The following is a 14,277-nucleotide window of genomic DNA, read 5'->3' on the forward strand; positions in this document are numbered from 1 at the left end:
TTCGCCTCGGGGCGGCGCATGCAGGGGCCGGCCCCAGGGAGGCGAACCATGAAGAACCCTCTCCTCGCACCCGAACTCCGGGAACTCATCGCCGGAGGCGACACCGGCGTCCTGAAGGACTTCTGCAGCTCAACGCACCCCGCCGGAGTGGCCGAGTTCCTATCGGCCCTCGAACCGGACGAGATCCGGCAGGTCCTGTCCCTGCTGGATGCCGAGCCGGCCGCCGAGATCTTCCATCACCTCGACGAGGGCATGCAGACCGAGACCGTCGAGCGCCTCCGGCGCAGCGAACTCGCGCGGATCGTCACGCACATGGCGCCGGACGACCGGGTCGACCTGCTCAAGCGCATCCCGGAGGACAAGCAGCACGTCCTCCTGCAAGCCCTGGCCGTGGCCGAGCGGGAGGACGTCCGTCGTCTGGCGTCCTACGAGGAAGGCACCGTCGGGTCGATCATGACGACGGAATACGCCACGCTGCCGCCGTCGGTCACGGTCGCCCAGGCCATTGAGCGGCTGCGCGTGGCCGCCCCGGACAAGGAGACCATCTACTACGCCTACGTGGTGGACGAGGCCCGCAAGCTCCTGGGCTTCGTCTCACTCAAGGACCTCATCCTGGCCCCGCCCCACAGGCGCGTCGAGGACCTGATGCACCCGGACGTGATCTCCGCCGGCGTGCAGGACGACCAGGAATCCGCCGCCCTGCTCATATCGAAGTACGACCTGCTCGCCCTGCCGGTGGTCAACGGCAGCGGCGCGCTCGTCGGCATCGTGACCCACGACGACGCCACGGACGTGCTCATGCAGGAGAACACCGAGGACATGGAGAAGCTCATGGCCATCGGCGGTTCCCACGAGGCGGCCGCCTACCTGCGCACGCCCGCCTGGAGCCACTTCAGAAACCGCGCCGGGTGGCTCGTCGGCCTGGCGGTCCTGGGCCTGGTCTCGGGGGCCATCGTCCAGAGCTTCGCCAACCTGCTCGTCCAGTTCGCCATCCTGGCGACCTTCATGCCCATGCTGGCCGACACGGGAGGCAACACCGGCAGCCAGTCGGCCACACTGATCGTACGCGCGCTGGCCCTCGGCGACGTGCGGCCCCGCGACGTGCTGCGCGTGCTGGCGAAGGAGTTCGCCGTCTCCGGCCTCCTGGCTCTGACCCTGGCCCTCTTCTGCTTCGGACGCGTGTGGCTGTTTGCGCGGGGTGCCGACGTGACGGGGGGGCTGTCGGTCGCCCGCGTCGGCTTCGGAGTGGCGCTGGCGCTGGGCCTGCAGGTCGTCACCAGCACACTGATCGGAGCCCTTCTGCCGCTGGGAGCGGCCCGACTGAGGATCGACCCGGCCGTGGTCGCCAGCCCGGCCCTGACGACCATCGTGGACATCACCGGGCTGCTGATCTTCTTCACGACCGCAAAGGTCGTGCTCGGCATCTGAACCGAAGCGGCTTGAAATGCGCCGCCCGGCTCACGAGAATGGACGCCGCGTGTGCGGCCCGGCCGGCCGGGCCGCACACGCACGACCTGAGCGAATGGGAGTGGCGTCATGCGTCGAACCGATGGGATGAAGGCGCTCCGTGCCGGGAAACTGCTTGCCCTTCTGCCGCTGCTTGTGGCTGCATCCTGCTGTCTCACCCTCGCCTCCCCGAGGCCGGCCGTCCGGCGGACCCTCGTCCTGAACCCCTACGCCGGGGTCGACTGGGACACGGTCGGGCACCATCGGGCCAACCTGCACGCACACACGACCCGGAGCGACGGCACCATGGAGCCGCAGGCCGTGATCGACGAGTATCACAAGGCGGGCTACACCATCCTGGCGCTGACCGACCACAGCCGATGCACCTACCCGTGGGAGGACCTGGGCCGCAGCCCGGACGAACTCGGCATGGTGGCCGTGCCCGGCAACGAACTCTCGCGCCATCATCACACCGGCAGCTTCTTCTGCACGCTGGAGACGGACGAGACCGATCTGGACGCCGCACTGCAGGCCGTGGCGGACCACGGCGGCCTGGCCGTGCTCTTCCATCCCGGCCGCTACTGGCGGCCCGACCTGCTCGCCGAGCCCGTGCCGGCCGCGGTGCGAAACGACTACCTGGGCTACCTGCGCCGGCACGACCATCTGCTCGGGATCGAGGTCTTCAACCAGCGCGACCGCTACCCCTGGGACCGCCTCCTGTGGGATGCCCTGCTGGCCGAGTGCATGCCCGACCGACCGGTCTGGGGCTTCGCCGACGACGACATGCACTCGATGAGCACCTTCGGCTACGGCCGCAACGTGTTCCTGCTGGACGAGGCATCGTTGGACGCCGTGCGCCGGGCCATGGTCGGCGGCGCGTTCTACTTCAACCACGGCACCGAACCGGACCGCCTGCCCGTGCTCACACGCGTCGCCCACGACGAAGAGGCGGGCACGCTCGAGGTCACCGGCGAGGTCGCCGGCGAGCCGCTGGCACGGACGGCGTACCGCTGGGTTTCCGACGGACGGCCCGTACAGGTCGGCCCGCGGCTCTGCTACCGGACGGTTCCCGGCCTGGGCGGCTACGTGCGCGTCGAGCTGATCGGCCCCGGCGGCACGACCTACGTCAACCCATTCGGCCTGGGCGGCCGCTGAGCACCGTGCGCACCGGTCGCTGCCCGGTCAGTCGCCCAGCCGTTCCATAGCCTCAACCTGTAAGCTCTGCGGCGTGAACTGCTGCAGTTCGATGCGGATGCCGTCCGGGTCCGTCACCCAGACCTGGTAGCTCCCCTCCCCGCCGCGCACGATGTCGGTCACATCGACGCCGCGCTCGCGCAGCGTGCGCACGGTCGCCTCCATGTCGTCCACCTCGAAGCTGACGTGCTTGTGCGAGGCGTTGGGCGGCAGGGGCACCGGGTCGCCCTCGAACAGCTCGACGAACGTGCGCCGCCCGGCCAGCAGGAAGATGCCGCGCACCTCCCCGCCCCGCAGGTCGAAGTCGAACGCCTTGCGCAGCCCCAGCTTGTTGCACCAGAAGTCCACGGCGCGGTCCAGGTCCGAGACGAGGTAGCAGGCGTGCGAAATGCCGGTGATCATGTGGAACTCCCTCAGAGATTCGATGCCGTCAATACGGCGCGGCCCCCGCATGCCGCAGGTCGGCCGCGTAGTCCTTCTCCCGGTACTCGCGCACCATGTCGGGGTCGAGCGGGTAGTTGCCGTGCCGGCGCGCCGCCTCGACCATGGCGCGGTAGTTCTCCGGCCGGACGGCCGGATGAATGCTGTTGGACGACGCCAGGATGAGGCCGCCCCCGACGCCGCCCTTCGCCAGCGTCTCCTTGACCGCCTCGACCACCTGCTCCGGCGTGGCGTACGGCAGCAGGTGGCTGCAGTCCACGTTGCCGGCCAGCGCGATGCGGTCGCCGTAGCGCTCCTTGACCCGCCCGATGTCCATGTTGGCCACCGGCTCGATGGGGTCCAGGACGTCGATGCCGGCGTCCACGATCATGTCGATGATCGGCCACAGGTCGCCGTCGGTGTGCTTCAGGAACGGCAGGCCGTGAGCATGGGCGACGCCCACGACCTCCTTCAGGCACGGGTAGAGGAAGCGCTCGAAGTGCGTGGGCGACATGATGGGCGCCAGGTTGTGCGCGTAGTCGTCGCCGGTGCACAGGATGTCGGCCCCCGCCTCGGCGGCGCGCTCCAGCACCCGCAGCTTGTAGTCCAGGACCATGCGCGAGAGCCGTTCCGCGAAGGACGGGTCCAGCGCGTAGTCCATCAGCAGCGCTTCCATGCCGTGCAGGTAGTGCGAGAACTCGAAGGCCTCGTGGCTGAGGAAGACGATGCAGCGCTTGCCCTTGAACCGCTCGACGGCCATCTCCAGGCTGCGCAGCCGCTCGGGCGCCTCGGGATCGGGCGGGCGGTAGTCGGCCAGGTCCGACTCGGTCCGGATGGGGTGCTCGACGCAGTACGGGATGCCCGACTCCGGCACCCGCCACGTGATGCCCCACTCGTCGCGGTAGGTCGCCGCGTCGATCCAGTCCGCGTCGCCGTCCTCGAAGACCGTGATGCCGTCCAGGTCCTCGGCCTCGATGAAGTCGGCCTGGAGCAGGAAGCCGCCCTGCGAACCGCGCTCGTAGCGGCTGACGCGGTCGGGCGTGAGCAGCTCGGGGCAGAGGGCCTGGATCACCGGGCGGTTGATGATCAGCTCCCAGACGGGCACGCGGTCGGGCCGGCCGCGCCGGGCGGCCGTCATCATGCGCTCGTAGCCGTTCATCGGACGCTCCCAGGTCTGCTGACCCCCACATTCTACACACTCCGCCCGGCGACCGAGACGAAAACGACCCCGACTGCGCCTGAGAAGGACGGAGCGCTGGACGTTCCGTGCACGCTTGCGTATAGTGGGGGCCGGTTTCTGGGGCTGCCGCTGACGGGCAGACCGTTCTTCTGGGAGCACAGCATGTCGCCGCTCGTGACGAAGGTGCCGAAGAGGCTGCTGGAGAAGGTCCGTCGCATCCGCGAGGACCTGCATCGCCATCCGGAACTGTCCTTCCATGAGGAGCGCACGGCGGGCCTTGTGGCCGACCGGCTCCGGGCGTTGGGGCTGGACGAGGTGCGCACGGGCGTGGGCACGACCGGTGTGGTGGGCCTGCTGCGCGGCGTGCAGCCGGGCCCCACGGTGGCGCTTCGTGCCGACATGGACGCGCTGCCGATCCGCGAGGAGACAGGGCTGCCGTATGCGTCGGTGCACGACGGCCTCATGCACGCCTGCGGACACGACGGCCACACGGCCGTGCTGCTGGGCGCCGCGGAGCTGCTGGCCGCCGCACGCGCGGCCCTGCGCGGCAACGTGAAGTTCTTCTTCCAGCCCGCCGAGGAGGGCGGCGCGGGAGCCGCGCACATGGTCCGGGATGGCTGCATGACGAACCCCGACGTGGACGCCGTCTTCGCCCTGCACGCGCGCCCCACGATCCGGCCGGGCCAGATCCAGCTCTCGCTGACCCCCAACGCCGGCGTCTACGGATTCGCCATGGACGTGACGGGCCGCGGAGGCCATGGCGCCTATCCCCATGCCTGCGTCGATCCGATCGCCATCGGTTCGGAGATCGTCGTGGCCGCCCAGACGATCGTGAGCCGCGAGGTGCGCCCCTCGGAACCGGCGGTCCTGAGCTTCTGCGTCTTCCAGGCCGGTACGAAGGACAACATCATCCCCGAGACCGCCCACCTGGAGGGGACGATCCGCGGCATGGACTTGAAGACGCTCAAGGCCGTTCGACGGGCGCTCGAACGGGTGGGCGGCAACGTGGCCCGGGCCATGCGGGGGCGTGTGAGCTTCCGCGAACTGGAGGCCTACCCGCCGGTGAAGAACGACCCCCGGATGCTCGAACTGGTCAGGGGCGTCGGGAGCGAGGTCCTGGGCCGGCGGAACGTCCTGCCGCCGCCGCCCCAGCAGATGGGCGCCGAGGACTTCTCCTTCTACCTGAAAGACCAGGGCGGCGCCCCGGGCGTCATGTTCGCCCTCGGGGTCGAGACCGACGAGACCCTGCACACGCCGCGCTTCGACTTCGGCTCGGCCGCCCTCGAGCCGGGCATCCTGATGATGGCCGGCGTCGCGATCCGCGCGCTCGATGCCCTGGCGTCCGCCGGCGGTCAGTAGCCCGCACGCTTGTCGACAACGTTCAGCAGCGGTTCGCCGGCGGCGAAACGGCGCACGTTCTCCCGCAGCAGGGCGAACTGACGCCGGAGCGTCTGCGGCGAGAAGCCGGACACGTGCGGGGTGACCACCACGTTCTCCATGGTCCAGAGCGGGCTCTCGACGGGCAGCGGCTCCCGGGCGGTAACGTCCAGGCCCGCACCGCCCAGGTGGCCGCGCTGCAGGGCGTCGATCAGCGCGGATTCGTCCACCACGGCGCCGCGCGCCACGTTGACGAAGACCGAACCGGGCTTCATCAGGGCCAGCTCGCGCCGGCCGATCAGGCCCCGGGTCTCGTCGGTCAGGGCGCAGCTCAGGACCAGGTAGTCGGACTGCCGGAGCAGATCGTCCAGGCGGTCGGGGCCCCAGACCTCATCGGCGAACTCGTCCGCCTGCGGCCGCCGGCGCAGGGCGAGCACGCGCATGCCGAACCCCTTCGCCCGCCGCGCCACCTCCCGGCCGATGCCTCCGTAACCGACGACGCCGAGCGTGGCGCCGTTGAGTTCCCGCACCTGCCCGGTGATGCGCGTGCGGGCGCCCGGGGCATGCCAGAGCTGCTCCGGTGGGCGCCGGGCGCAGGTCAGCAGGGCGCGGGAGACCGCCAGCATCATGCCGATCGCGTGGTCTGCCATGGGCACGGCGAAGACGCCCGCCGCGTTCGTGACCAGCACGTCGCTCTCGGCCAGCGCGGGGAACATCTGCGACTCGATGCCGGCCCAGTCGAAGTGGACCCAGCGCAGGCGTCGGGCCGCCGCGAAGATGTCCTCGTTCCACGGGCCCGGCACGTAGGCCTCGGCATCGGGGATGTCTCGTATCGCCTCGTCGCGCGTATTCGTCACCACCACGTTCTCATCCGGAACGGCTGCGGCCAGTCCCGCGCGATCTTCGTCCGACATCCGTATCGCCACTACGATCTTCACGGCCGTCTCCTTCCCTGTCCGGCGGTCCTGCGTCCGCGCCCCGGCCGTCCTGAGCCCGGTACCCGGGGGCCGCCGGTGCCGGCTGCGCCAAACCATAGCGCCTCGGCGCCGGCCGCGCAACAGGAACGCCGACCCGCTGTGGGCCGGCGGCCGCCCGTGCGAGGGGCACGCGCCGTCGTGCCGCTCCGTGCTCGTCCGTGGTGGTCCGCGTGTCCGTGCATGGGGCTTGACGCACCGAGAGAGAAGCCGTAAACTATACAGGCGTATCCTCCATGAGGTGGGGCGCATGCATACGCCGTGCATCATCCACGTGGACGCCGATGCGTTCTTCGCGTCCGTCGAGCAGGCGCTGGACCCGTCGCTGCGGGGCCGGCCGGTGGTTGTCGGGGGCGGGGTGGGCGGGCGCGGGGTGGTCGCGGCCGCGTCGTACGAGGCGCGGCGGCTGGGGCTGAGCGCGGGCATGCCCATCGCCCGGGCCCGGGAGCGCTGTCCGGACGCCGTCTGCGTGCCGCCCCGGTTCGAGGAATACAACCGCTTCGCCGCGCGCATGTTCGACGTGTTCTCGGGCGTCACGCCGTTGGTCGAGCAGCCCTCCCCGGACGAATGCTACCTGGACCTTCGGGGATGCGAACGCCTGTATGGTGCATGGACGCCGGCGCCCTTTGCGCGGATCGCGCCGGGCGTCTACCGGCGTCGCGAAGGCGACCGCCTGCCCGCCGCACGGTGGACGTCCGTGCCCGCGTCCTGCTCCTGGCCGGCCGCCGTGGCGCTGCGGATTCGGCGGGCAGTGCGCGGGCAACTCGGGCTGAACGTGTCGGCGGGCATCGGCTCGAACAAGCTCATCGCCAAGCTGGCCTCGAAGCTGGCCAAGCCGGACGGCGCCGCGCTGGTGGCGCCGGGGTACGAGGCCGATTTTCTGGCGACGATCGACCTGAAGGACGTGCCGGGCATCGGCCCGGTCACCCGGGAGCGCCTGCATCGCTGGAACGTGCGGAGCGTCGAGCAGGCGCGGCGCCTGCCGCCGGAGGTCTGGGAGGACGCGTTCGGTCCGGAGCGCGGGGCGGCGCTCTACGGCCTGGTGCGCGGCGATCTGCCGTGCGAGGCGGCCGGGCTGCGCGCGGACGGGCCGCCGCGCTCGATCAGCCGCGAGACGACGTTCTGGAGCGCATCCGGCGACTACGCATTCGTCGAGTCGATGCTGTTCTACCTGACCGAACGGCTGGGGCGCGCGCTGCGGAGGGAGCGCGTGCACGGACGCACCGTGCAGGTCAAACTGCGCTACCAGGATGCCGCGGCCGTGCAGTGCGCGCGGACGCTGCGGGCGCCGACGGACGGCGACGCCCCCATCTTCGCGGCCGCGCGGAGTCTTCTGCGGGCGCGGTGGACGCGCACCCGCCGGCTGCGGCTGGTCGGTGTGGGGCTGGCCGACCTTCGCCCGGTGCTGGCGCGGCAGGACAGCCTGTTCGACGGCGACGCCGAGCACGCCCGCCGCATCGACCGCTGCCTGGACGGCTTGCGGGACCGGTTCGGCTTCGACGTGATCCGGCGCGGCCTGTCGATCAACCTGGATCGGGCGGACCGGCCGGAGCCGGCGCGGCCGTGACCTCGCCCGCCGCCCGGGGAATCCGATATGATGAGGCCTCCGCAGAGTGCGGAGGCCTCCGCAGAGTGCGGAGGCTCCCCCGCCGGCTGTTCGCCCGAACGGGGAACCGGCGCGTTCCGACCACCTTCCGGCGGGCCATGACATGGACAATGACCGCATGAGACGCGCGACGAACCGGGCGTGCGGGGGCGCCGTGACCCTGCTCCTGCTCGCAGCGTCTGCGGCGCTGGCAGCGTCTGCGGCGCTCGCAGCGTCTGCGGCGCTGGCAGCGGCCGTCCCGCAGGACGAGGGGGCGCCGCTGGTGTCGGTGAACGGCCACCTGATCATGACGCGCCACCTGGAGGCCCATCTGCGCACGCTGCAGCCGCTGTCCGCAGCCGCGTTCGACTCGGCGACGTCGACGGCCATCGAGCTGGAGTACGTGGACGCGCAGCGGCGCCGGGAGGCGCTGGAGACGCTGATCGAGCGGCGCCTGCTCTACCAGCAGGCGCAGGAGGAGTACCTGGGCACCGAGCAGGCGCGCACGATCGTGGACGCGGCGGTCGAGGACGAGGTGCGCAGGTTCGAGGAACGCGTCGGCTCCCTGCTGACCGCACGCCGCGTGCTGGCCCAGGTGGGGATGACGCTGGAGGAGTACAGGGAGCTGCTGAGGCAGAGCCTGCTGACAAACAAGCTGCTCTCGGACAAGGTGGTCGCGCGCGTGCTGGTGGCGCCGGCGGAGTCGCGGCAGTACTACGCCGGCCACCCGGAGGAGTTCGCGCAGCCGCGGGCCATCCTCTTCCGGCAGATGCTGTTCGTGGTGCTCGGCGAGGACGACGAGGACGAGCAGCGCGCGCGGGCGGAGGCCGCCCTGGAGCGGCTGCAGGAGGGCGAGGCGTTCGAGGTGGTGGCCCGGGACACGGCGGCCGAGGCCGAGGGCGAGCCGGGAGCCGTCCGGCGTGTGGAGGTGCCGGACGACTTGCCCGAGTGGCTGCCGCCGGCCGTCGAGGGGCTGGCTGCCGGCGAGACCTCGGAGGTGCGGCGGCTGGCCGCCGGCTACTCCGTGGCCCGCCTGGAGGAGGTGCGCCCGCCGGGCCTGAGGCCGTTCGAAGAGGTGCAGCCGGCGATCAAGGAGGCGCTGCTCCGGTACAAGCGCGCCGTCGCGCAGGCGAGCTACGTGGAGGAGCTGCGCAGGACCGCGCGCATCGAGTACCTGCCCGCCGGGCGCGATCTGATGCCGCAGTGACCGGACCGGGGCATCCGGGCATTGCGCCGTCATCGGCGTGCCCGCTGCCCGGCCGGCGGAGGGGGGGGCACTTGAAGGGCCGCCGATGGGGGCTATGATGGTGGCTTTCGACCCCTGTGAGGCGGGAGGCCGGTGTGGACGATTTCCTGCGCGTGGCAGTGCCCGTCGCCCGTGTGCTGATCCCCATCGGGTTGGGGGTGCTGCTGCGGTGGATGCGCGTGTTCAACGACGACGACGGGGCGGTTCTGCGGCGGTTCGTCGTGCGGTTCACGGTGCCGCTGTTCGTCTTCTTCTCGATCTACGAGTCGTCGCCGGACAGCTTTCGGGCGATCGGCCCCATGGCGGCGGCCCTGCCGGTCTACACGGCGGTGCTGTTCGGGATCGGGTGGGTCGTGGCGCGTCGGTTCGGCGACGGGCGGCGCCGCGCGGCCGTGCACAACTGCATCACGTTCTGCAACTACGGCTGGCTCGGCTACGGCGTGGCCTACGCGTTGCAGGGCCAGGAGGGGCTGCAGCGGGTCATCTACTTCCTGCTGCTCTGGTGGCCGGTCTTCTATGCCTTCGGGCTGCTGATCGGCTACGTCCACCTGGGCGGGCAGAAGGGGTGCATCCCGCTGCGGCGCACGCTGGCGCTGGCGCTGCCGCCGGTCGGGGCCATGGTGTTGGGCCTGGGGGCGAACCTGGGCGGGCTGGTGCTGCCGGCCATCGCCGTCGAATCGCTCAAGCCGCTCGGGGAGATGACGGTGCCGATCATCCTGCTGAGCGTGGGCATGATGCTGGACTTCAGCCGGCTGCATCATGAGGTCCGGCCGGCGCTGCTGATCTCCGCCGTCAGCCTGGCCGTCGGCCCCCTGGTCGCCTGGGCGGTGGCGGCGCTGCTGACGAGGGACGCCGTCAGCCACGCCGCGCTCGTCCTGGAAGGCGCCATGCCGGTCGCCACGGTCATCCCGCTGCTGGAGGAGAACTACGAAATGGACGCCGACCTGGTCAGCACCTCGATCGTGCTCAGCACCGTTCTGTCGCTGGTCTCCATCCCGATCGTGGCCCTCTTCGTCCTCGGTTGAGCGGGCAGGCCGCGCCGCTCAGACCTCGTCGTTGTACCCCGCCGGCTCGTCCTGCGCCTCGTGCATGCGGCGTCGGTTCCGCGCAACGGCGATGCTGCGGACGAGGGTCAGGATGCCGAACAGCCCCACGGCCACCGCGATCGTGCCCTGAACGGTCAGCAACAGCAGTCGGTGGTCGCCTTCGGCGATCTCGCGGATGCCGGCAGTCACGAGCACGGCCGCGGCCAGCACGGCCAGGGCCACGACGGGCCGGCGGCGGCTCCAGAGCCAGAGCAGGGCGCAGAGCGCGAACACCACCAGCACGACCACCGCCAGGAGAGGCAGCAGGGCCGAGGAGGCCACGCACAGCATGCGGACCTCCGCCGGCACGTGCGGGTTCAGGATGAGGCCCTGGAAGTGGAAGCGTTCCGGCAGTTGCGGCTTGGCGCCCGCGATGACGGACGCGGATGCGGGCGCCGCCTTGGCGCCCGCTCGACCGGAGACGACCATTTCGTTGCTGACCCATTGGACGTTGGAGTAGGAGGCGGCTTCGCCGGCCGATTGTGCGATGCCGGCCGGGGTGCTGGACGGGCGCAGTCCCCGCAGCATCGGCTCCATGAGGGCCTCCGAAGTGAGGCGTTCGAGCGAGCCGGACGAGCTGACCACGCGGTAGCCGCGCGGCAGTTGGAGCTGCCAGCCCAGGCGCAGGATGCGCACGCCTCGCAGGCCGGGGGCCAACAGATGGACGGATTCGACGCGGGACAGCTCGTCGCCGCCGAGTTCCTCCCACCAGAGTTCCACCTGCACGGGGCCGCTGACGCCCTGGAGCTGCGCGATGGGGATCTTGGTCACCTCGCCGGTCGCCGTGGCCTCAGTCAGAGGGCGAACGGACCGGCCGTTGACCGTGGCCTGCCAGAGCCGGGCGCCCTCGGGCAATTCCACCTCCAGGAACGGCTGGTAGCGGCTGCGCACGGTCGCGACCATGCTGGTGATGCGGTTGCCCTCGCGCGTCAGCGTCGTGTCCAGGTTGCAGGCTTCCACGACGGCCGTGACCACGTCGGCCTCGGCATGCCGCACCGAGTCGAGCGCCAGCGTGTAGGGGTGGGCCAGGTAGCGGAACGCGAACAGGATCGGCACCGTCTCCCGGCCGATCTGCGCTGCGACCGACGGCGGCAGCTCGCGGAACCGCAGGGGGATCTCCTCCTCGTCCACCGGGGTCAGGTTCTCCATCCGGTCGGGCACGGGGGTCAGTTCCAGCGACGGGTCGCCCGTGACGGCCAGGTAGCCGATCTCGCGTTCGACGCTGTCCATCTCGATGCGGGGCCCGGCAAAGGCGCGCTCCCGCGCCCTGGGGTCCAGGTCCATCGTGTACTCGAAGATGAGCGTATAGGAGTCCTTCGCCTCGCTCTGGAGTTCGACGCGCCACAGCTCGCCCGGCTTCTCCTCCTCCTCGGCGACCCGTTCCTGGATCTTGGTGTTCCCGCCGCGGATGTTGGGCTCCTTGACCCCCTCCGGCAGGCGGACGCGGAATTCGTTGACGCCGGCCTGCTGGATGGAGAACTCGATGGTGCTGGCGCCCATCAGGTAGTCCTCGCCGAAGCGCACGTAGTTGAACGTCTGCGCGGTGATCTTGGGCGAGATGCTGGTGAGGTCGAGCTGCAGGTCCCATGGCGATTCGATGACGCGGAAGGCCAGCCGGGCGTTCCGTGCGCGCTGGAGCAGGGACGGGGCGATCTCCTGCACGTCCACATCGTGCAGTCCGTCGCCCTCGCCGCTGCGCTTCAGGCGGATGCTCTCGTCCGTGCCGATGGCGATGAAGCCGCGCTCCTGCTCGCAGCCGAGGGTGTAGATGGCGGGGATCGCAAACGTACCGGTCTCGCCGGGCTTCGGCAGCTCCCGGCCGAGCAGCGCCTCGGTTTCGACCTCGACGCGCACCTCGTCCGTCGTCTTCTCCGTGAGCTGGATGGTCAGCGTGCGCGAGGCCTCGTCGTAGGTGTGGTCCTCGACGCGGGGCCCCCGGACGACCAGGTTCCCGCGCAGCTCCGGCGGCACGTGCAGACGGAGCTGGAAGACGCCGGCCTTCTTGATCCGGTAGTCGAACACGGACTGGTAGCGCAGGCTCTTGCGCGTGATCTGCACCATGTGCAGCGGTTCGCACCGCAGCTCCGGCTCGACGTGGCTCACCTTCAGGGCCAGCGTGTACGGGAAGGTCAGGTAGCGGAACGCCAGCACCGGCTGGGCCGCGCTCTGGTCCGAGACGATCTTCTGCACGGCGGCCATGCCGCGCGTCTCGGGCACGTCGATCTGCGTGATGCCCGCCATGCGCACCGTCTCGACGGCGATGCCGGAGTCGGCCGCCAGGGCCACCGTGCCCCACTGGCGCTCGGCTCCGATCAGGTTCACGGCCGGCACGACCGCCGAGGCCGCGTCGGCAACGTCGCTCTGGGTCTGCAGACCCAGGCGGTAGGCACCCTCGGCCTTCGAGCGCAGGTCGACCGTCAGCACGTTCGTGGCCGGGTCGAGGCTCTGGTTGTTGATGTTCTGGCCTTCCAGGCTGATGAGCTTCACGCCGGGCGCCAGGCCGATCTGGAGCTGGAACACGCCGGCGTTGCGGATCTCATACTGCACGTCCCAGTACTGGCGGAAACGCTCCAGCGAGGCGACGGCCAGGCAGGAGACCTCCCCGTAGACCCGCGGCTCGATCGTGGAGACGCGCAGGCGCACGGCGAACGGACGGGCCAGGTACCGCAGCCCCAGGCTGAACTGCTCGGGGCCCGCGCGCAACTCGTCCGGCATCTCGGTCAGGTTCACCTGGCCGATGTTCTCGCGCTGGACGATCTCGGCCTGGAGGCCCTTCTCGACGGCGACGGCCAGCACGCCCTTCTCGCGGGTGACGCCCCGGGCGACGATCTGCGGCGCCTCGACGTCCACCGGCACCGGGTCCAGCGTGCGTTCGAGCACCAGCGTCAGGGCGAAGCGCGCCGTCGCCGGCTCCAGCAGGCTGACGGCCAGAACGCTGCCGCCGTCGTCCCCCGGCCGCAGGTCCCAGTTGCGCAGCGATTCGCCCTCGACCTTCAGCAGGCTGTAGCCGGCCGGCAGCTCCACCTGGGCCTCGGCCATCTGGCCCTGCAGCACGGTGTAGTGCAGGGTCGACTCCACGCGCAGCAACCCGGGCGAGATGCGAAGGGCCGTGTGCTGCTCGGCGAAGGCCAGCGTCTCGACCTCGCGCACCTCGGGGGCAGCCTTCCATGTCAGGCGCAGCGTCCCGTCGATCGAGCCGAAGACGCTCACGGTCGTCCGGCCGCCCGCCGCGTCCGTGCGGTAGGGCAGACCGGGTTCGAGCGTTACCTCCACGTTCTCGTCCGGGATGGTCACCTCGCAGAGGCCGCTGAGGGCGGCGACCATCGGCACCTGGACCGTGCTCGTCTGCCGGTCGCGACCGACCGCCGTGGCGAATTCCACGTCGGCGGCGTACTCCCCGCGGCCGGGCAGCAGCAGGCCGATCCGGTCGCCCCGCCGCATGACGGTCGGGCCGGTTCCGAGCCAGCCGCCGCCGGACGCCCTGGCCGAGAGGACGCCGACGCTGCCCCCGAACAGCGGCACCCAGACGCCGCCCTTGTCGAGGCTGCGCATCCGGACGGACATCGTGCCCCGGAGCGCGTTGCCGTCGGGTGCGGCGCGCACGTTGACCTCCTGCATCACGTAGGCGGGCAGGCCGGTGTCCGGCGTCGGCATCTCGTCGGCCGCCGCCGCGGCCATCGCCGCCAGCAGGCACAGCAGCCCCGCAGTCGTGAGCCTCCTCACCATCGTCCATCCTCCCTTGTCGGGCGAAGCGGCCATGTCCTCTCTCC

The 14,277-nt window shown here is 70.9% G+C and carries 10 protein-coding genes; 6 read left to right on the plus strand and 4 right to left on the minus strand.

Annotation, left to right across the window (positions count from 1 at the left end):
- Positions 1 to 48: 48 nt before the first annotated feature.
- Both mgtE and GXY85_05605 read left to right on the plus strand, forming a co-directional pair.
- Positions 49 to 1,428 (plus strand): magnesium transporter, encoded by a 1,380-nt coding sequence (gene mgtE / locus GXY85_05600; GenBank protein NLW50305.1) that lies wholly within the window; start codon positions 49 to 51, stop codon positions 1,426 to 1,428.
- Positions 1,429 to 1,536: 108 nt separating this feature from the next.
- Positions 1,537 to 2,601, plus strand: coding sequence for a hypothetical protein (locus tag GXY85_05605; GenBank protein NLW50306.1), 1,065 nt, complete (start codon positions 1,537 to 1,539; stop codon positions 2,599 to 2,601).
- Between the two features lie 27 nt (positions 2,602 to 2,628).
- Here the strand turns inward: GXY85_05605 and GXY85_05610 are convergent, their stop codons facing one another.
- Both GXY85_05610 and GXY85_05615 read right to left on the minus strand, forming a co-directional pair.
- The gene (locus tag GXY85_05610; protein NLW50307.1) at positions 2,629 to 3,042 is read right to left on the minus strand and encodes a VOC family protein; all 414 of its coding nucleotides are present in this window, start codon (positions 3,040 to 3,042) and stop codon (positions 2,629 to 2,631) included.
- A gap of 28 nt (positions 3,043 to 3,070) precedes the next feature.
- Positions 3,071 to 4,219: a hypothetical protein gene (locus GXY85_05615; GenBank protein NLW50308.1), complete on the minus strand. Its 1,149-nt coding sequence runs from the start codon at positions 4,217 to 4,219 to the stop codon at positions 3,071 to 3,073.
- Between the two features lie 183 nt (positions 4,220 to 4,402).
- Here GXY85_05615 and GXY85_05620 point away from each other — a divergent pair, with 183 nt between their 5' ends.
- Positions 4,403 to 5,599 carry an amidohydrolase gene (locus tag GXY85_05620; GenBank protein NLW50309.1) on the plus strand — a complete coding sequence of 399 codons (1,197 nt, stop codon included), beginning with the start codon at positions 4,403 to 4,405 and terminating at the stop codon, positions 5,597 to 5,599.
- On the opposite strand, the gene GXY85_05625 is transcribed toward GXY85_05620, so the two are convergent.
- Positions 5,593 to 6,555 carry a D-2-hydroxyacid dehydrogenase gene (locus GXY85_05625; GenBank protein NLW50310.1) on the minus strand — a complete coding sequence of 321 codons (963 nt, stop codon included), beginning with the start codon at positions 6,553 to 6,555 and terminating at the stop codon, positions 5,593 to 5,595. The two genes, GXY85_05620 and GXY85_05625, sit on opposite strands and share 7 nt — an antisense overlap.
- A gap of 286 nt (positions 6,556 to 6,841) precedes the next feature.
- On the opposite strand from GXY85_05625, the gene GXY85_05630 reads away from it, so the two are divergent.
- The 3 genes from GXY85_05630 to GXY85_05640 all read left to right on the plus strand — a co-directional run bounded on the left by GXY85_05630 (position 6,842) and on the right by GXY85_05640 (position 10,447).
- Positions 6,842 to 8,158, plus strand: a complete 1,317-nt coding sequence (locus tag GXY85_05630; GenBank protein NLW50311.1) for a DNA polymerase IV — start codon at positions 6,842 to 6,844, stop codon at positions 8,156 to 8,158.
- Positions 8,159 to 8,315: 157 nt separating this feature from the next.
- Entirely contained in the window at positions 8,316 to 9,383 is a 1,068-nt protein-coding gene (locus tag GXY85_05635; GenBank protein NLW50312.1) for a hypothetical protein, read from the plus strand.
- Between the two features lie 134 nt (positions 9,384 to 9,517).
- Entirely contained in the window at positions 9,518 to 10,447 is a 930-nt protein-coding gene (locus tag GXY85_05640) for an AEC family transporter (protein NLW50313.1), read from the plus strand.
- A gap of 18 nt (positions 10,448 to 10,465) precedes the next feature.
- Here GXY85_05640 and GXY85_05645 read toward each other — a convergent pair whose 3' ends face one another.
- Positions 10,466 to 14,266, minus strand: coding sequence for a hypothetical protein (locus GXY85_05645; GenBank protein NLW50314.1), 3,801 nt, complete (start codon positions 14,264 to 14,266; stop codon positions 10,466 to 10,468).
- Between the last annotated feature and the right edge of the window lie 11 nt (positions 14,267 to 14,277).

The organism is Candidatus Brocadiaceae bacterium (assembly GCA_012728835.1).
Lineage (GTDB): Bacteria > Planctomycetota > Brocadiia > SM23-32 > SM23-32 > JAAYEJ01.

Excerpts from the sequence above, each read along its gene's own strand:
- GXY85_05620 (NLW50309.1), top strand. The coding sequence starts at position 4,403 with ATGTCGCCGCTCGTGACGAAGGTGCCGAAGAGGCTGCTGGAGAAGGTC.
- mgtE (NLW50305.1), top strand. The coding sequence starts at position 49 with ATGAAGAACCCTCTCCTCGCACCCGAACTCCGGGAACTCATCGCCGGA.
- GXY85_05645 (NLW50314.1), bottom strand. The coding sequence starts at position 14,266 with ATGGCCGCTTCGCCCGACAAGGGAGGATGGACGATGGTGAGGAGGCTC.
- GXY85_05610 (NLW50307.1), bottom strand. The coding sequence starts at position 3,042 with ATGATCACCGGCATTTCGCACGCCTGCTACCTCGTCTCGGACCTGGAC.
- GXY85_05630 (NLW50311.1), top strand. The coding sequence starts at position 6,842 with ATGCATACGCCGTGCATCATCCACGTGGACGCCGATGCGTTCTTCGCG.
- GXY85_05605 (NLW50306.1), top strand. The coding sequence starts at position 1,537 with ATGCGTCGAACCGATGGGATGAAGGCGCTCCGTGCCGGGAAACTGCTT.
- GXY85_05615 (NLW50308.1), bottom strand. The coding sequence starts at position 4,219 with ATGAACGGCTACGAGCGCATGATGACGGCCGCCCGGCGCGGCCGGCCC.
- GXY85_05635 (NLW50312.1), top strand. The coding sequence starts at position 8,316 with ATGAGACGCGCGACGAACCGGGCGTGCGGGGGCGCCGTGACCCTGCTC.